Raw genomic sequence first — 16,875 nt, 5'->3', positions numbered from 1 at the left:
TCGACCGTGGCGGGCAGCGCACCGAGCCCGGAGCGGGGCCGCGTCGACCGCCCGAACCGCAGGCTCGCCTGGGCCGAACTGCTGCGCCTCCCGGCCCTGTTCACGGTCCCGGGTGACGCCCTCGCCGGCGCGGCCGCGACCGCCGCGGCCCCGAACCCCCGCACGCTCCTCGCCATCGGTTCCTCCCTCTGTCTCTACGAAGCCGGAATGGCCCTCAACGACTGGGCGGACCGAGAGGAGGACGCCGCCGAACGCCCCCACCGGCCCCTCCCCTCCGGCCGTATCCACCCGGCCGCCGCCCTGTCGACGGCCTGCGCCCTCACCGCGGCCGGACTCGCCCTCGCCGGCTGTGCGGGCCGCCCCGCCCTCGCGGTTGCGGCACCCCTCGCAGCCACGGTGTGGGCATACGACCTCGGCCTGAAGCACACCCCGGCAGGACCGGTGGCCATGGCCGCGGCCCGCGGACTGGACCTCCTCCTCGGCGCCGCCGCGACAACGGGCCGCACCCGTGAAGCGCTGGGTTCCGCAGCACTACTCGGCACACACACCCTCGCGGTGACGGTCGTCTCCCGGCAGGAGACGCGGGGCGGCTCGCCCCTGGCCCCCTTGGCAGCGCTTGCCGCCACCGGCTTACTGACCCGCTTGGTCACCCGCCGACCTCCCCAACTCCCGGCAGGCCGACGGGAAGCAGCCACCCACGGCCTGCCGGGCACCCGAGCGGACACCTCGGCAACCGGCACGGCACGACGCCGTTGGAGCGTGCGCGGACCCGCCGGGCCACGCGGGGCTGCGTGGCCACGTGGAGCTGTCGGACCAAGCGAAGCCGCCCCGGGCTTGCCCGGCGCCCCAGCCACGCGCCGCGCAAGCGGCCTCGCCTCGAGCACCGGCTCACGGATTCGCTCGGCGTACGGCGGCCCCACCCCGCAACCGGCTGCGGGAGCAGCCCTGCTCCGGGCCCTCGCCGCCGCCTACGCAGCGACCGCCGCCCGTCCCTACTTCCACGCCACCCTCAACCCTTCACCCCCACTCACCCAACGAGCCGTCACCGGCGGCATCCGCGCCACGATCCCCCTCCAGGCCGCGCTCACCGCCCGCTCCGGCGCCGCCACCACCGCCCTGCTCGTCGCGGCTCTCGCCCCGCTCGGCAGGAGGTTCGGGAGGAAGGTGAGCGTCACATGAGCCCAGAGACCCGGCGTCCGGGAAACAGCGAGGCGAAGGACCGACCCCGACGCACCCGCCCCGTCACTCCCCTCCGCTTCGGCTACGGCACCAACGGGCTCACCGACCTCCGTCTCGACGACGCCCTCACCCTTCTCGCCGACCTCGGCTACGACGGCCTCGGGCTGACCCTCGACCACATGCACCTCGACCCGCTGGCGCCCGACCTCCCCGCTCGCACCCACCGGCTTGCCGGACGCCTGGACGCGCTCGGCCTGGACGTCACCGTCGAGACGGGTGCCCGCTATGTGCTCGACCCGCGCCGCAAACACGGCCCCTCGCTGCTGGACCCGGATCCGGACGACCGGGCCCGACGCGTCGCCCTCCTGATCCGCGCGGTCCAGGTCGCCGCCGATCTCGGCGCCCACGCCGTGCACTGCTTCAGCGGGATCACACCGGCAGGGACGGACACCGACACGGCTTGGAAGCGCCTGGCGGAGGCACTCACCCCCGTCCTGGACGTCGCCGCCACCGCCGGCGTCCCCCTCGCCGTCGAGCCCGAGCCGGGCCACCTCCTGGCCACCCTCGCCGACTTCCACCGACTGCGTCACATCCTCGGCGACCCCGAGGACCTCGGCCTGACCCTCGACATCGGCCACTGCCAGTGCCTCGAACCCCTCTCTCCCGCCGAGTGCGTACGCGCCGCCGCGCCATGGCTGCGGCACGTCCAGATCGAGGACATGCGCCGCGGCATCCACGAACACCTCCCTTTCGGAGACGGGGAGATCGACTTCCCACCCGTCCTCGCGGCCCTTGCCTCGACCGGCTACCAGGGCCTGACCGTCGTCGAACTGCCCCGCCACTCCCACGCGGGCCCCCACTTCGCCGAGCACTCCCTCCCGTTCCTCCGCCGCGCGGCGGAAACAGCCGTCGCCCCGTCGGACCTCGCCCCACCCCACGGCGAACGCTCCGCAGCCCCCGAAGGAAGCAGCGCCTCATGACGCACCAACACACCGCCTGGGACACCCCCGCGGCAGACCCCAAGGGCACCACCCCCGCCCTGACCTCGCCGGCCGACCTGCACGGACACCTCACGGCCCACCTCGGCGGAGCCGCCCGCGCCTGGCTCGACCAGGCCCTCGACGAGGCGGCCGCCCAGCCCGGCATCCACGGGCCCATCTCCGTATGGGAGTTGCGCCTCGCCGAGGCCGGACGCCGGTGCGGCCCCGAGCACGCCGACGCCGTCCGCGTGCTGATCCTGCACGCCGCCCGCGCCGGCACCGACGCCCTCACCCGCGTCTACTCCCAGGGCACCGCAGCCGAACGCCGCTCCGTCCTGCACGCCCTGCCCCACCTGGTCGACGGACCCGACGCCCTTCCGCTCGTCGAGGACGCCCTGCGCACCAACGACACCCGGATCCTCGCCGCCGCCGTCGGACCGTACGCGGCCCGGCACCTCGCGCCCCACCACTGGCGCCACGCCGTCCTGAAGTGCCTTTTCACCGGCGTGCCCGTCGACGAGGTCGCCGGCCTGGAGCGCCGCGCCCACGCCGACGCGGAACTCGCCCGCATGCTCGGCGACTACGCCGCCGAACGCACCGCCGCGGGCCGTCCCGTGCCCGAAGACCTGCACCGCGTCCTGACCCTGACCGACCCCACGGCCACCCCACCCGCGCAGTCGGCCCAGCACGGCGCGCGCGGCACCGACGGCAAGGAGTCCTGATGCGCATCTTCGACCCCCACATCCACATGACCTCACGGACCACCGACGACTACCAGGCCATGCACGCCGCAGGCGTCCGCGCCGTCGTCGAACCCGCCTTCTGGCTCGGCCAGCCCCGCACCTCACCCGCCTCCTTCTTCGACTACTTCGACTCCCTCCTGGGCTGGGAACCCTTCCGCGCCGCCCAGTACGGCATCGCCCACCACTGCACGCTCGCTCTCAACCCCAAGGAGGCGAACGACCCGCGCTGCGCGCCCGTCCTCGACGAACTGCCCCGCTATCTCGTCAAGGACCAGGTCGTCGCCGTGGGCGAGATCGGCTACGACTCGATGACCCCCGCCGAGGACACCGCCATCGCCGCCCAGCTCCAACTCGCCGCCGACCACGAACTGCCCGCCCTCGTCCACACCCCGCACCGCGACAAGCTCGCCGGCCTGCGCCGGACCCTCGACGTCGTCCAGGAGTCCGCCCTCGCCCCGGACCGTGTCCTCGTCGACCACCTCAACGAGACCACCGTCAAGGAGGCCAAGGACAGCGGCTGCTGGCTCGGCTTCTCCGTCTATCCCGACACCAAGATGGACGAGGAGCGGATGGTCGCGATCCTGCGCGCGTACGGGCCCGAGCAGGTGCTCGTGAACTCCGCCGCCGACTGGGGCCGCAGCGATCCCCTCAAGACCCGCAGGGTCGGCGACCTGATGCTGGCCGAAGGCTTCACCCAGGACGACGTCGACCAGGTGTTGTGGCGCAACCCCGTCGCCTTCTACGGACTCAGCGGCCGCCTGCACCTCGACGTCACCGCCACGGAAGCCACCCACGAGGGCAACTCCATCCTGCGCGGCGGGGCGTGAGCCATGCGCTTCCGCCACCCCGACGGCTCCACCGTCCACCTCGCCTACTGCACCAACGTCCACCCGGCCGAAACCCTCGACGGCGTCCTCGCGCAGCTCCGCGACCACTGTGAACCCGTCCGCCGCCGACTCGGCCGGGACCGTCTCGGCATCGGCCTGTGGCTCGCCAAGGACGCCGCGCACGCCCTCGTCACCGACCCGTCCGCCCTGCGCGGCCTGCGCACCGAACTCGACCGGCGCGGCCTCGAGGTCGTCACCCTCAACGGCTTCCCCTATGAGGGCTTCGGCGCCGAGGAGGTCAAGTACCGCGTCTACAGGCCGGACTGGGCCGATCCCGAACGTCTCGAGCACACCACAGCCCTGGCCCGCGTCCTCGCCGGACTCCTCCCCGACGACGTCACCGAGGGCACCATCTCCACCCTGCCGCTCGCCTGGCGCACCGCCTATGACGACGGGCGTGCCGACAAGGCCCACGCAGCCCTGATCACCCTCGCCGAACGCCTGGACGCCCTCGACGAGTTGACCGGCCGATCCATCCGCGTCGGCCTGGAGCCCGAGCCCGGCTGCGTCGTCGAGACCACCGGTGACGCGATCGCCCCACTCGCCGCGATCGCCCACCGCCGCATCGGCATCTGCGTCGACACCTGCCACCTCGCCACCTCCTTCGAAGATCCGCACACCGCCCTGGACGCGCTCACCACGGCCCGCGTCCCTGTCGTCAAGTCCCAGCTCTCAGCCGCCCTGCACGCCGAACACCCCCATCTCCCCGAGGTCCGCGCAGCCCTCGACGCCTTCGACGAACCCCGCTTCCTGCACCAGACCCGCACCGCCGTCGCCGCCGGCCTCCGTGGCACCGACGACCTCGGCGAGGCCCTCGAACCCGACACGCTGCCCGATGCGGCACCCTGGCGCGCCCACTTCCACGTCCCGCTGCACGCGGCCCCCGCCGCGCCCCTCACCTCCACGCTCCCCGTACTCAAGGCGGCGCTGACCCGCCTGGTGGGCGGCCCGCACCCGCTCACCCGCCACCTCGAGGTCGAGACCTACACCTGGCAGGCCCTGCCGCCCGATCTGCGCCCCCGCGGCCGCGCCCAGCTCGCCGACGGCATCGCCGCCGAACTCACCCTCGCCCGCGACCTGTTGACGGACCTCGGCCTGAAGGAACTCCCATGAGCACCCACCCGGCCGGCCCGGACCCCACCCCGCTCCTCGTCCTGGACGTGGTCGGCCTCACCCCCCGTCTCCTCGACCACATGCCCCACCTCAAGACGCTCGCCCAGTCCGGCACCCGGGCCGCGCTCGGCACCGTCCTGCCCGCCGTCACCTGTGCCGCCCAGTCCACCTTCCTGACCGGCACCCATCCCTCCGAGCACGGCATCGTCGGCAACGGCTGGTACTTCCGCGAGCTCGGCGACGTACTCCTGTGGCGTCAGCACAACGGACTGGTCGCCGGGGACAAACTCTGGGACGCCGCCCGTCGCGCCCACCCTGGCTACACGGTCGCCAATATCTGCTGGTGGTACGCCATGGGCGCCGACACCGACATCACCGTCACCCCCCGTCCGGTCTACTACGCCGACGGCCGCAAGGAACCCGACTGCTACACCCGGCCCCCGGCCCTGCACGACGAACTCACCGAGAAACTCGGCACCTTCCCCCTCTTCCACTTCTGGGGCCCCGGCGCGGACCTGGTCTCCAGCCAGTGGATCATCGACGCGACCCGCCACATCATGGGCACCCGGCACCCGGACCTGACGCTCTGCTACCTCCCTCACCTCGACTACGACCTGCAGCGCTTCGGCCCCGACGACCCGCGCTCCCTGAAGGCGGCCGCCGACCTGGACGCCGCCATGGCCCCGCTGCTCGACGACGCCCGCGCCGAGGGCCGTACCGTCGTCGTGCTGTCCGAGTACGGCATCACCCGCGCGGACCGCCCCGTCGACATCAACCGGGCCCTGCGCCGCGCCGGACTGCTGGAAGTGCACACGCAGGACGGCATGGAGTACCTCGACCCGATGGCGTCGCGCGCCTTCGCCGTCGCAGACCACCAGATCGCTCACGTCTACGTGCGGCGCCCGGAGGACCTCGACGCAACCCGCGCGGCACTGGCCGACCTGCCCGGTATCGAGCAACTCCTCGACGACGAGGGCAAGAAGACCCACCATCTCGACCATCCGCGCTCCGGCGAGCTGGTCGCCGTGGCGGAGCCGGACGCCTGGTTCACGTACTACTACTGGCTCGACGACGCCCGCGCGCCCGACTTCGCACAGCTCGTCGAGATCCACCGCAAACCCGGCTACGACCCGGTCGAGTTGTTCATGGATCCGCTCGACCCCTACGTCAAGGTCAAGGCGGCGTCTGCGCTTGCCCGCAAGAAGCTGGGCATGCGCTACCGGATGGCGGTCGTGCCCCTCGACCCGTCACCTATTCGAGGCAGCCACGGGCGCCTTCCCGCGAGCGACGACGACGGTCCGCTCCTCATCTGCTCCACCCCCCGCGCTGTCGGCGACCGCGTCGCGGCCACCGATGTGAAGTCACTCCTGCTCCAACTCGCCGGTCTCACCTGACAGACCGGCCCCACCGGCCCGTCCGATCCAGGTGATCCGACTGGTCACAAGTGAAGCACTCACCACTGACAACGCCCTCCGACACCGAGGAGTTCCAGGCATGAGCCGCACCTCCCAGACGGATCCCGAACTCACCCACCGCCTCACCAGACGAGGCATGCTCGGCGTGGCCGCGGGCGCCACCGCCGCCGCACTGCTGGGCGCCGCAACGGCCCCCGCCACCGCGGCCGAAACCTCGGCCGCCGGCCGCGGACGTCCCGTCCTGCCGCCCGGGCGCCTCGGCATCCAGCTGTACAGCCTGCGCGACAAGGTCTCCACGCTGGGCTTCGCACCCGTCTTCGCCGAACTGGAGAAGTACGGATACGACGAGGTCGAGTTCGCCGGATACACCCAGGGCTCCGCGGGGCCCATCACCCTCGCCCAGCTCAGGCGGCTGGCGAAGGACCACGGCCTGAACCCGATCGGCAGCCACGTCGGCTACTACTCCACCGACCCGAGCGCCTACACCTTCGCCCAGAACCTCACCAAGGTCCTCGACGACGCCCAGGCCCTCGGCCTCAAGCACATCGGGACCGCATCGGGCCCGAGCCGCTACGGAAACACCGTCGACGCCTGGAAGCGGGCCGCCGAGGAGTTCAACACGTACGGCGCGGCGGCGAAGGCGCGCGGCATGAAGTTCTACCAGCACAACCACTCCGACGAGTTCGGGTTCGCCACCGACAACCCCAAGGTCCGTCTCTACGACGTGCTGCTCGCCGAGACCGACCCCCGCCTCGTGTACCTGGAGATGGACATCTTCTGGGCGTACGCGGGCCAGTTCCGCTTCTCGAAGCGGCCCGACGGCAGCCCAGCCCCCTTCGAACCCCTCGACTACGTGCTCAAGCAGCCCCACCGTTACCCGCTCTTCCACGTCAAGGACGGAGTGAGCGACCCGTCGAACGAGTTCGGCTACCGCATGGTCGACGTCGGCGACGGCGACATCGACTACCAGCGCTTCATCTCCGCCGTGACCCGACTGCGCGGCGAGCGTCTCGCTCACCACTGGCAGACCGAACACGACCAGCCCACCGAGTCCTTCACCTTCGCGCGCCGCTCCAGTGCGTACCTGCACTCGCTGCGCGAGAAGTGCTGACGACCGCATAGGGACACGTGGGACACACGCGTGAGGAGGCCCTCCCCGCACCCGGGGAGGGCCTCCTCACACACACGCGCGTGCCGTCAACCCGCGGGCTGCGGCTCGGGAGTTCGCGTAGACGTGCTGTCGCGCCCCGGCTGCCGAAGCAGCAGGGTGATCGCCGCCGCGATCATCGAGACGCCGCCGGCCAGCGCGTACGCCCCGTTGTAGCCCCAGGCCGCGACCACCATGGAGCCGAGGCCGCCGCCGAACAGGCCGCTGACCAGCTTGCCGCTGTACACCAGCCCGTAGTTGGTGGCGTTGTAGTTCTCCCCGAAGTAGTCCGGGGTGAGCGCGGCGAACATCGGGTAGAACGCGCCGCCGCCGAAGCCGGACAGGAAGGCGAAGAAGAGGAACAGCCACTCGCTCTTCATGTCGCCCGCCAGGATCACGCCGAACTGGGCGAGCCCCAGGACGACGATGACGAACACCAGAGTCGACTTGCGGCCCCACTTGTCGGACAGCCACCCCACCACACCGCGGCCGATGCCGTTGATGACGGCCATGACACCCATCGAGGACGCCGCCACCAGCGGGCCGAAGCCGACGTCCTTGGCGTAGTCGACCTGGAAGGAGATCCCGAAGATCGACACGCCGGCGGTGATCACGATGGAGATCCACATCAGGGGCAGCATGCCCGTCCTGATGGCCTCCTTGGGCGTGTACTGCTTGGTCGCCGGAGGGTTCTTGGCGAGGCTCTGCGCACTCTTCTGGCTGCCGGCGAACGTGAGCGGGTCGATGTCCGCGGGCCACCAGTTCTTCGGCGGGTCCTTGAAGAAGAACGCGCACCCGAACACCACGATCACGATGTAGCAGCCGATCAGGTCCAGGACGCGGTGGTAGTTCCCGGTGTCGAAGGCGTAGTTGAAGATGAAGATGAACGGCAGCGATCCGTACGCGAAGCCGCCGTTGACGAAGCCGGTGCGGGCGCCGCGGCGCTCGGGGAACCACTTGCCGACCATGTTGATACAGGTCGCGTAGACCAGGCCGGCACCGAGCCCGCCGACGACACCGAAGCCCAGGATCGCCAGCCACACGTTGCTCAGGTGCGACAGGGCGAGGAATCCGACCAGGCACATCCCGGAACCGACGTACATGGCCCTACGAGCCGTCAGGATGCCCTTCTCGCGCATCCAGCCCGCCGGGAAGGCGATACCGGCCTGGAAGAACACCCAGACGCTGAGGATCCAGAAGGTGTTGCTCTGCGTCCAGCCGTGCGCGCTGGACAGGGTGTCCTCCGCGGAGCCGTACGCGTACTCGAAGACGCTGATGGCCATCATGGCGATCCACGGGAGGTACACCATGATCTTGCGGGAGTGGCCGAGGATGTCCCGGTCGGTCTCGCCGATGCGGTAGACGCGGCCGCGGGAGTCGGTCACTTCACGGTAGGGACGGTGTGCGGCGTCGGGGTCTGCCGACGAGCTGCCGGCTGCGATGGGGTCCGCCGTCATGTCAGGCCATCTCCTCGCCGAGCGGTTGCGGATTGGGGACGATGCGCCGGGCCTTCGGCCTGCCCGGGGACTTCAGGAAGAGCGCCAGAACCGCGGAGGCCAGGCCGATGGAACCGGCCAGCACGAACGCGCCGTGGTAGTCCCACACGCCGACGACGACCGCGCCCATGCCGGAGCCGACGAGCCCGGAGATCAGCTTCGAGCTGTAGACCATTCCGTAGTTGGAGGCGTTGTTGTTCTCGCCGAAGTAGTCCGCGGTCATGGCCGCGAACAGCGGGAAGATCGCCCCGCCGCCGAAACCGGAGACCATGGAGCAGAACAGGAAGAACGGCATGCTGCCCATCTGGCCGGACACCAGCACGCCGAACTGCGCAGTGCCCAGCACGATGCAGACGATGACCAGCGTGTTCCGCCGCCCGTAGCGGTCGGAGATCCAGCCGATGACACCGCGCCCGGTGCCGTTGACGATGGCCTTCAGGGACATCGCCGTGGCGACGATCCCGCCCGCGAACCCCATGTCCTTGCCGAACGGCACCTGGAAGGCGATGCCGAAGATGTTGATGCCGGCCGTGCACAGCAGACAGAACCACATCATCCACAGGACGGGGGTACGAGCGGCCTCCCTTGGGGTGTACTGCTTGACCGCCGGCGGGTTCTTCTCCAGTGCCCGGCGGATCTTCGGGTCGTCGGTCAGCCTCAGCGGGTCGACGTGCGCGGGCCACCAGTTCTTCGGCGGGTCCTTGAAGAACCAGCCTGCCGCGGCCACCACCAGGCACAGGCCGACGCCCACACAGGCGAGCACGGTCCGGTAGTTGCTCAGGTCCATGTACGAGGTGAACAGGAAGACGAAGGGCACGGATCCGTAGGCGAAACCGCCGTTGACGAAGCCCGTCTTGCCGCCCTTGCGCTCCGGATACCACTTGCCGACCATGTTCACGCAGGTCGCGTAGACGAGGCCGGCGCCGATGCCGCTGCACATACCGAAGCCGAAGTAGGCCACGGCGACGCTCGGAGCGTACGCCAACGAGACATAGCCGATCATGGTGCCGACGGCGCCGATCATCATCGCCGTACGGGCGGGCAGTTTGCCGCTCTCCCGCAACTGGCCGGCGGGGAAGGCCACGGCCGCCTGGAAGAACACCCAGACGCCCATCAGCCAGAAGATGTGTCCGCTGCTCCACAGATGAGCCTCGTGAAGCGTGTCCTCCGCCGACGTGAACGCGTACTCGGCGGAGCTGATGCCCATCATGCCCACCCAGGGCAGGATGACCATCCACTTGCGTGCCCGGCCCATGATGTCGGTATCGGACTCGCCGATCCGGTACACGCGGCCGTTGTGGTCCTTCACCTCCCGGTAGGGGACGGACGTCGAGTAGTCGGTGGTTGTCATCGCTCAGCACCCCTTGCATCGAAAGCTCTGGCCAGCGCCCCCTGTCCAATGCCTTTCGCGTGCGCACGGGTCCCGGGGGCCGACCGACCGCACTGTCGGCCGACCCCGCGCTCACTCACCTCATGAACCGCCCCCCAACAGGCCCGCCGCCCGCGCCCACCGGGCTGCGTCACGCCCGGGGGCCAACCCCCGGACTCCCGGCCGATCCGCCTCGCGCGCCGGCATCACAGGAGCCTCGCTGCCCGCGCCCAGCGGTACTTCGCGCCGAGCACGGCCACCGGCTTCTCGGTCGTGTACGGGTACGCCACGACCCCGCGCTCGTAGAGGTACTGGCAGGCCTCCTCGACCTCGACGTCGCCCGCGAGGGAGGCCACCACGGGCTTCTCGATGCCGCGCTCCCGGAACTCGGCCACCACGCGCGCGGTGAGCTCCGCGAAGACCATCGGGGGAGTGACGATGGTGTGCCAGTAGCCGAGGACGAGCGCATGGATGCGCGGGTCCTCCAGGCCGAGCCGGATCGTCGCCTCGTACGTCGACGGCGGCTCGCCCCCGGTGATGTCGACGGGGTTGCCCGCTGCCCCGAAGGGCGGGATGAACTTCCGGAAGGCCTCGTCCAGGTCCGGCGGGATCTCCATCAGGGACAGCCCGTTGTCGGTCACCGCGTCGGACAGGAGTACGCCGCTGCCGCCGGCCCCGGTGATGATCACGACGTTGTCGCCCTGGGGGGCGGGAAGCACCGGCAACGCGCGCGCGTACTCGAGCATTTCGTTCAGCCCTGGCGCCCGGATGACACCGGCCTGCTTCAGGATGTCGTCGTACACGGCGTCGTCGCCCGCCAGCGCCCCGGTGTGCGAGCCGGCCGCCTTCGCGCCCGCCGCCGTACGGCCCGCCTTCAGCACCACGACCGGCTTCTTCGGCACGGTCGCCCGCGCGGCCTCCACGAAGGCGCGCCCGTCCTTGAGGTCCTCCAGGTGCATCGCGATGCACTCGGTGTGCGGGTCCTCGCCGAACCAGGTCAGCAGGTCGTCCTCGTCCAGGTCCGACTTGTTGCCCAGGCCCACGATCGCCGACACACCCGTCTTCGTGGTGCGCGCGAACCCCAGGATGGCCATCCCGATCCCACCGGACTGCGAGGTCAGCGCGACGCCGCCCTTGACGTCGTACGGCGTGCAGAACGTGGCGCACAGGTCCTGCCACGTCGAGTAGTAGCCGTAGATGTTCGGCCCGAGGAGGCGGACGCCGTGCCGCTCGGCGATCGCGACGATCTCCTCCTGGAGTTCGTGCTCGCCGGTCTCCGCGAAACCGGAGGGGATCAGCACGGCGTTGGGGATCTTCTTGCGTCCCACCTCCTCAAGGGCCGAGGCCACGAACTTGGCGGGGATCGCGAAGACCGCCACATCCACCTCACCAGGAACGTCGGTGACACTCTTGTACGCCTTGCGGCCCAGAATGTCATCGGCCTTGGGGTTCACCGGATGGATCTCTCCGGCGAAGCCGCCGTCGATGAGGTTGCGCATTACCGAATTGCCGATCTTGCCCTGCTCGTTGGAGGCACCGATGACGGCGACCGACGAAGGCTGCATCAGGCGGCCCATCGAGGTGAGGATCTCCTCGCGCGTGTACGTGCGGCGAGGCTTGGGCACCGAGTCCGCGAGGATCACGCGGATGTCCGCCGCGACCGCGCCCTCCGCAGTGGCGATCACCGGGTTGAGGTCGACCTCCGCGATCTCCGGGAAGTCCGCGACCAGTTGGGAGACCCGGCGGATCTGCTCGGCGATCGCCCACCGGTCCACGGCCGCCTGGCCGCGCACCCCGCGCAGGATCTCCGCCGCGCGGATCGAGTCCAGCATCGACAGCGCCTCGTCGGCGCTCACGGGCGCCAGCCGGAACGTGACGTCCTTGAGGACCTCGACGAGCACCCCGCCGAGCCCGAAGGCGACGACCTTCCCGAAGGTCGGGTCCGTCACCGCGCCGACGATGACCTCCTGCCCCTTGGGCAGCAACTCCTGGACCTGGACGCCCTCGATGCGCGCGGACGCGTTGTACGCGCGCGCGTTCTCGATGATTTTGTGGAACGCGGCCCGCACGTCCGTGGCACCCTCGACGCCGACGATCACACCGCCGGCGTCGGTCTTGTGCAGGATGTCCGGGGACACGATCTTCATCACGACGGGCCCGCCGAAGCGCGCCGCGTACGACACGGCCTCGTCGACGTCGGTGGCCAGTTCTTCGCCGGGTACGGCGATCCCGTACGCGTCGGCGATCACCTTGCCCTCGGGCGCGGTGAGCGCGGTCCGCCCCTCGGCCCGCACAGCGTCGAGGAGCGACCGCACCCGCAGTTCCCGATCTTCGGCCATCACGTCAGATCACTCCGTTCGACTTGAGCAGGTGCAGTTCCTCGTCGCCGAGACCGAGTTCGCCGATGTAGACCTCTTCGTTGTGCTCGCCGAGCAGGGGTGAACTGGTCACGTCCACGGGGGAGTCGGAGAGCTTCAGCGGACTGCCCACGGTCACGAAGTCGCCCCGCTCGGGGTGCGGCACGGTCACGACCATCTCGTTGCTGACCAGCGACCGGTCCTCGATGATCTCCCTGGTGGACAGGATCGGCCCGCACGGGATGTTGTGGGCGTTGAGCTTCTCCAGCACCTCCCACTTGGGGAGCGTCGAGGACCACTCCTCGATCAGCTGGAACATCTTGTTGAGCTTGGGCAGCCGGGCCTCGGGCGTCGCCCACTCGGGGTCCTCGGCCAGTTCGGGCCGGCCGATGAGCTCGCTGAGCGGCTTCCAGCCGACGGGCTGCACGATGACGTACACGTAGTCGTTCGGGCCGCCCGGCGCGCACTTGACCGCCCAGCCGGGCTGGCCGCCACCGGACGCGTTTCCGGACCTGGGAACTTCGGTGCCGAAGTCCTCGTTCGGATATTCAGCGAGTGGGCCGTGGGCCAGGCGCTGCTGATCGCGCAGCTTCACCCGGCAGAGGTTGAGCACAGCGTGCTGCATGGCCACGTTCACCCGCTGACCGCGCCCGGTGTGCTCCCGCTGGAACAGCGCCGCGAGTATCCCCGCCACGGCGTGGACGCCCGTCCCCGAGTCCCCGATCTGGGCCCCCGTCGCCAGCGGCGGCCCGTCCTCGAAACCGGTGGTCGACATCGACCCGCCCATGGCCTGCGCGACGACCTCGTACGCCTTGAAGTTGGTGTACGGCCCGTCGCCGAACCCCTTGATGGAGGCATAGACGATTCGCGGATTGATCTCCTGGATGCGGTCCCAGGTGAAGCCCATGCGGTCGACCGCGCCCGGTCCGAAGTTCTCGACCATCACGTCGGAGCGCCGGATCAGCTCGGTGAGGATCTCCTTGCCGCGCTCGGTCTTGGTGTTGAGGGTGATGCTCCGCTTGTTGCAGTTGAGCATCGTGAAGTAGAGGGAGTCGACGTCCGGGAGGTCGCGCAGCTGCTTGCGCGTGATGTCACCGGTCGGCGCCTCCAGCTTGACCACGTCCGCACCGAGCCAGGCGAGCAGCTGGGTGGCGGAGGGCCCGGACTGGACGTGCGTCATGTCGAGGACACGGATGCCTTCGAGAGCCTTGGTCATGGCCGGCTCACCTCACTTGTACATCGTCTGGTTCATGGTTCCGGGGGCGTACGCGTCCGGGTCGACCCAGACGTTGATCAGCGACGGCTTGCCCGACTCGCGGGCGCGTTGCAGCGCCGGGCCGATGTCGGCGGGGTCGCGGACCTCTTCGCCGTAACCGCCCAGCATCTGCGCGAACTTGTCGTAGTGGACGTCGCCGAGGGTGTTGCCGATCCGCTCGCGTTCCTCGCCGTACTTGGCCTTCTGGCCGTAACGGATCTGGTTCATGGAGGAGTTGTTGCCGACGATGCCGACGAAGGGGAGGTCGTAGCGGACGAGGGTCTCGAAGTCCCAGCCGGTGAGGGAGAAGGCGCCGTCGCCGAACAGGGCCACCACTTCCTTGTCGGGCCGTGCCTGCTTGGCCGCGAGCACGAAGGGGACGCCGACGCCGAGGGTGCCGAGCGGGCCCGGGTCCATCCAGTGCCCGGGCGACTTGGGCTGGACGACCTGTCCGGAGAAGGTGACGATGTCGCCGCCGTCGCCGATGTAGATCGAGTCCTCGGTGAGGAAGTCGTTGATCTCGCTGACCAGGCGGTACGGGTGGATCGGTGAGGCGTCCGACCGCAGGCTCGGCAGCCGCTTCTCGAGGGCGGTCTGCTCGGCCGCGCGCAGCTCGTCGAGCCACTCCTTGCGCTTGGACGCCCCGCCGTTGATGCGCCCGGACGCGGCCTCGGCCACCGACTTCAGGACGAGGCCGGCGTCACCCACGATCCCCAGGTCGATGTCGCGGTTCTTGCCGACGGTGCGGTAGTCGAGGTCGATCTGCACGACGGTCGCGTCCGGCGACAGCCGCTTGCCGTAGCCCATGCGGAAGTCGAAGGGCGTGCCGACGATGACGATGACGTCGGCGTTGGAGAAGGCGTACCGGCGCGACAGTTGGAAGTGGTGCGGGTCGCCCGGTGGGAGGGTGCCGCGGCCGGCGCCGTTCATGTACGCGGGGATGTTGAGGGTCCGTACGAGGTCGATGGCCGCCTCGGTGCCGCGCGTCGTCCACACCTGGCTGCCGAGCAGGATGGCCGGCTTCTCGGCGTGCACGAGCAGGTCGGCGAGCTTCTCGACGGCCTCGGGGTCGCCGGCCGAGCGGGTCGAGGCCCGGTAGGCGCCCTGCTTCGGAACGCGCGCCTTGCTCACGGGCACCTTGGCGTCCAGCACGTCGCGCGGGATCTCCAGGAAGGAGGGGCCGGGCGCGCCGTGGTAGCACTCGCGGAACGCCATGGACACCATGTCGGCGGCGCGGGCCGTGTCCGGCACGGCCGCCGCGAACTTGGTGATGGGCGTCATCATGTCGACGTGCGGCAGGTCCTGCAGGGACCCCATCTTGTGCTGGGTGAGGGCCCCCTGGCCGCCGATCAGCAGCATCGGGGACTCCGCGCGGAACGCGTTGGCGACACCGGTGACGGCGTCCGTCGTGCCCGGACCCGCGGTGACGACCGCGCAGCCGGGTTTGCCGGTGAGGCGGGCGTAACCGTCGGCGGCATGGGCGGCGACCTGCTCGTGGCGGACGTCGACGACCTCTATGCCCTCGTCGACGCAGCCGTCGTAGATGTCGATGATGTGGCCGCCGCACAACGTGTAGATGCGGTCGACTCCCTCGGCCTTGAGTGCCTTGGCAACGAGATGACCACCGGAAATCACGTCCTGGGTGTCGTCGGGCATGGCGAAGTCCTGTCCCTTCGTAGGGGGTTGGAACGCTCTCGCGGTACATTGCATACAGTCGACGAATACTGTATGAACCTTGTTATCCCGCATCCAGTGGGTGGTGTCCAGGGGGCGTGCGGCACTTTTGAGTCAGGAGCCGGAATGGACCTGTACGAACACCAGGCAAGGGAACTCTTCGAGGAACACGGCATCGTGGTGCCGAGGGCCGAGGTCACCGACTCGCCCAAGGAGGCACGCGAGATCGCCCGCAGGCTCGGCGGGCGAGTAGTGGTGAAAGCGCAGGTGAAGACAGGTGGACGCGGCAAGGCGGGCGGCGTGAAGCTCGCTGCCGACCCGGCCGCCGCGGAGCTCACGGCACGTCAGATCCTCGGAATGGACATCAAGGGCCACACGGTCGGCAAGGTGATGCTGGCCCAACCGGTGGACATCGAGACCGAGTTCTACGTCTCCTACGTGCTCGACCGCGCGGCGGGCCGCTTCCTCGCCATCGCCTCCGCCGAGGGTGGCATGGAGATCGAGGAGGTCGCCGCGAGTCGACCGGAGGCAGTGGCGCGCATACACATCGATCCGGGAGAGGGCGTCACCTCCGCGAAGGCGGGCGAGATCGCCGAGGCGGCAGGCCTGCCCCCGCAGACCGTCGACGTCCTCGTACGCCTGTGGGAGGTGCTCGTGCGCGAGGACGCCGTCCTCGTCGAGGTCAATCCGCTCGTGCGGACGAAACAGGGCCAGATCCTCGCCCTCGACGGCAAGGTCACCCTCGACGACAACGCCCGCTTCCGGCAGGCACGTTGGGGAGCCGAGGACGTCGAGCACGACGATGCGCTGGAGGCGGTGGCCGCAGCCAAGGGCCTCAACTACGTGAAGCTGGACGGCGAGGTCGGCATCATCGGCAACGGCGCGGGCCTGGTCATGTCGACCCTCGACGTGGTCGCGGGCTGTGGCGCACGCCCCGCCAACTTCCTCGACATCGGCGGCGGAGCCTCCGCCCGGATCATGGCCGACGGTCTTTCGGTCATTCTCTCCGACCCGGCCGTGAAGTCGGTCTTCGTCAACGTCTTCGGCGGGATCACCGCATGCGACGCGGTCGCCGACGGCATCGTGCAGGCGCTGGACGCCGTCCAGTTGACCAGGCCGCTGGTCGTGCGTCTCGACGGCAACAACGCGGCCCGCGGCCGCGCCATCCTCGACGAGCGCGCGCATCCCCTGATCCAGCAGGCCACCACCATGGACGGCGCCGCCGGCCGTGCCGCCCAACTCGCCATCGCCAACTGAGGA

Annotated in this window: 13 protein-coding genes; 8 read left to right on the top strand and 5 right to left on the bottom strand. The window is 70.1% G+C overall.

Annotated elements, in window-relative coordinates:
• Positions 1–6: 6 nt before the first annotated feature.
• The 7 genes from OG303_RS11465 (at position 7) to OG303_RS11435 (ending at position 7,428) form a co-directional block, all read left to right on the top strand.
• Positions 7–1,179, top strand: coding sequence for an SCO3242 family prenyltransferase (locus OG303_RS11465; RefSeq protein ID WP_405867485.1), 1,173 nt, complete (start codon positions 7–9; stop codon positions 1,177–1,179).
• Positions 1,176–2,159: a sugar phosphate isomerase/epimerase family protein gene (locus tag OG303_RS11460; protein WP_405867483.1), complete on the top strand. Its 984-nt coding sequence runs from the start codon at positions 1,176–1,178 to the stop codon at positions 2,157–2,159. Before OG303_RS11465 ends, OG303_RS11460 begins: the two co-directional genes overlap by 4 nt.
• Positions 2,156–2,881 carry an EboA domain-containing protein gene (locus OG303_RS11455; protein WP_405867481.1) on the top strand — a complete coding sequence of 242 codons (726 nt, stop codon included), beginning with the start codon at positions 2,156–2,158 and terminating at the stop codon, positions 2,879–2,881. The genes OG303_RS11460 and OG303_RS11455 overlap by 4 nt, the downstream gene beginning before the upstream one ends.
• Positions 2,881–3,729, top strand: a complete 849-nt coding sequence (locus OG303_RS11450; RefSeq protein ID WP_405867479.1) for a TatD family hydrolase — start codon at positions 2,881–2,883, stop codon at positions 3,727–3,729. The genes OG303_RS11455 and OG303_RS11450 overlap by 1 nt, the downstream gene beginning before the upstream one ends.
• A gap of 3 nt (positions 3,730–3,732) precedes the next feature.
• A complete protein-coding gene (eboE, locus tag OG303_RS11445; protein WP_405867477.1) occupies positions 3,733–4,902 on the top strand; it encodes a metabolite traffic protein EboE in 1,170 nt (389 codons plus the stop codon).
• Positions 4,899–6,296 carry a nucleotide pyrophosphatase/phosphodiesterase family protein gene (locus tag OG303_RS11440; protein WP_405867475.1) on the top strand — a complete coding sequence of 466 codons (1,398 nt, stop codon included), beginning with the start codon at positions 4,899–4,901 and terminating at the stop codon, positions 6,294–6,296. Before eboE ends, OG303_RS11440 begins: the two co-directional genes overlap by 4 nt.
• Before the next feature lie 100 nt (positions 6,297–6,396).
• Positions 6,397–7,428, top strand: coding sequence for a sugar phosphate isomerase/epimerase family protein (locus tag OG303_RS11435; protein ID WP_405867473.1), 1,032 nt, complete (start codon positions 6,397–6,399; stop codon positions 7,426–7,428).
• Positions 7,429–7,514: 86 nt separating this feature from the next.
• Here the strand turns inward: OG303_RS11435 and OG303_RS11430 are convergent, their stop codons facing one another.
• The 5 genes from OG303_RS11430 to OG303_RS11410 all read right to left on the bottom strand — a co-directional run bounded on the left by OG303_RS11430 (position 7,515) and on the right by OG303_RS11410 (position 15,597).
• Positions 7,515–8,921: an OFA family MFS transporter gene (locus OG303_RS11430; protein WP_405867471.1), complete on the bottom strand. Its 1,407-nt coding sequence runs from the start codon at positions 8,919–8,921 to the stop codon at positions 7,515–7,517.
• Position 8,922: 1 nt separating this feature from the next.
• Positions 8,923–10,311 (bottom strand): OFA family MFS transporter, encoded by a 1,389-nt coding sequence (locus OG303_RS11425; RefSeq protein WP_405867469.1) that lies wholly within the window; start codon positions 10,309–10,311, stop codon positions 8,923–8,925.
• Between the two features lie 224 nt (positions 10,312–10,535).
• Entirely contained in the window at positions 10,536–12,668 is a 2,133-nt protein-coding gene (locus tag OG303_RS11420; protein ID WP_405867467.1) for an acetate--CoA ligase family protein, read from the bottom strand.
• Between the two features lie 4 nt (positions 12,669–12,672).
• Positions 12,673–13,902, bottom strand: a complete 1,230-nt coding sequence (frc, locus tag OG303_RS11415; protein ID WP_405867465.1) for a formyl-CoA transferase — start codon at positions 13,900–13,902, stop codon at positions 12,673–12,675.
• Between the two features lie 12 nt (positions 13,903–13,914).
• Positions 13,915–15,597 (bottom strand): thiamine pyrophosphate-binding protein, encoded by a 1,683-nt coding sequence (locus tag OG303_RS11410; RefSeq protein WP_405867463.1) that lies wholly within the window; start codon positions 15,595–15,597, stop codon positions 13,915–13,917.
• A gap of 144 nt (positions 15,598–15,741) precedes the next feature.
• Between OG303_RS11410 and sucC the strand changes: the two genes are divergently transcribed.
• Positions 15,742–16,872, top strand: coding sequence for an ADP-forming succinate--CoA ligase subunit beta (gene sucC / locus OG303_RS11405; RefSeq protein ID WP_405867461.1), 1,131 nt, complete (start codon positions 15,742–15,744; stop codon positions 16,870–16,872).
• Positions 16,873–16,875 lie beyond the last annotated feature (3 nt).

The sequence above is a fragment of the Streptomyces sp. NBC_00005 genome (assembly GCF_045160215.1).
Lineage (GTDB): Bacteria > Actinomycetota > Actinomycetes > Streptomycetales > Streptomycetaceae > Streptomyces.
Note: the sequence above shows the minus strand (reverse complement) of the source record. Positions and strands in the feature narration are given on the sequence as shown.

What these genes read in the sequence shown, in the direction of transcription:
- OG303_RS11460 (WP_405867483.1), top strand. Translation starts at nt 1,176, where the DNA reads ATGAGCCCAGAGACCCGGCGTCCGGGAAACAGCGAGGCGAAGGACCGA.
- OG303_RS11455 (WP_405867481.1), top strand. Translation starts at nt 2,156, where the DNA reads ATGACGCACCAACACACCGCCTGGGACACCCCCGCGGCAGACCCCAAG.
- OG303_RS11450 (WP_405867479.1), top strand. Translation starts at nt 2,881, where the DNA reads ATGCGCATCTTCGACCCCCACATCCACATGACCTCACGGACCACCGAC.
- eboE (WP_405867477.1), top strand. Translation starts at nt 3,733, where the DNA reads ATGCGCTTCCGCCACCCCGACGGCTCCACCGTCCACCTCGCCTACTGC.
- OG303_RS11440 (WP_405867475.1), top strand. Translation starts at nt 4,899, where the DNA reads ATGAGCACCCACCCGGCCGGCCCGGACCCCACCCCGCTCCTCGTCCTG.
- OG303_RS11435 (WP_405867473.1), top strand. Translation starts at nt 6,397, where the DNA reads ATGAGCCGCACCTCCCAGACGGATCCCGAACTCACCCACCGCCTCACC.
- OG303_RS11430 (WP_405867471.1), bottom strand. Translation starts at nt 8,921, where the DNA reads ATGACGGCGGACCCCATCGCAGCCGGCAGCTCGTCGGCAGACCCCGAC.
- OG303_RS11425 (WP_405867469.1), bottom strand. Translation starts at nt 10,311, where the DNA reads ATGACAACCACCGACTACTCGACGTCCGTCCCCTACCGGGAGGTGAAG.
- OG303_RS11420 (WP_405867467.1), bottom strand. Translation starts at nt 12,668, where the DNA reads ATGGCCGAAGATCGGGAACTGCGGGTGCGGTCGCTCCTCGACGCTGTG.
- frc (WP_405867465.1), bottom strand. Translation starts at nt 13,902, where the DNA reads ATGACCAAGGCTCTCGAAGGCATCCGTGTCCTCGACATGACGCACGTC.
- OG303_RS11410 (WP_405867463.1), bottom strand. Translation starts at nt 15,597, where the DNA reads ATGCCCGACGACACCCAGGACGTGATTTCCGGTGGTCATCTCGTTGCC.
- sucC (WP_405867461.1), top strand. Translation starts at nt 15,742, where the DNA reads ATGGACCTGTACGAACACCAGGCAAGGGAACTCTTCGAGGAACACGGC.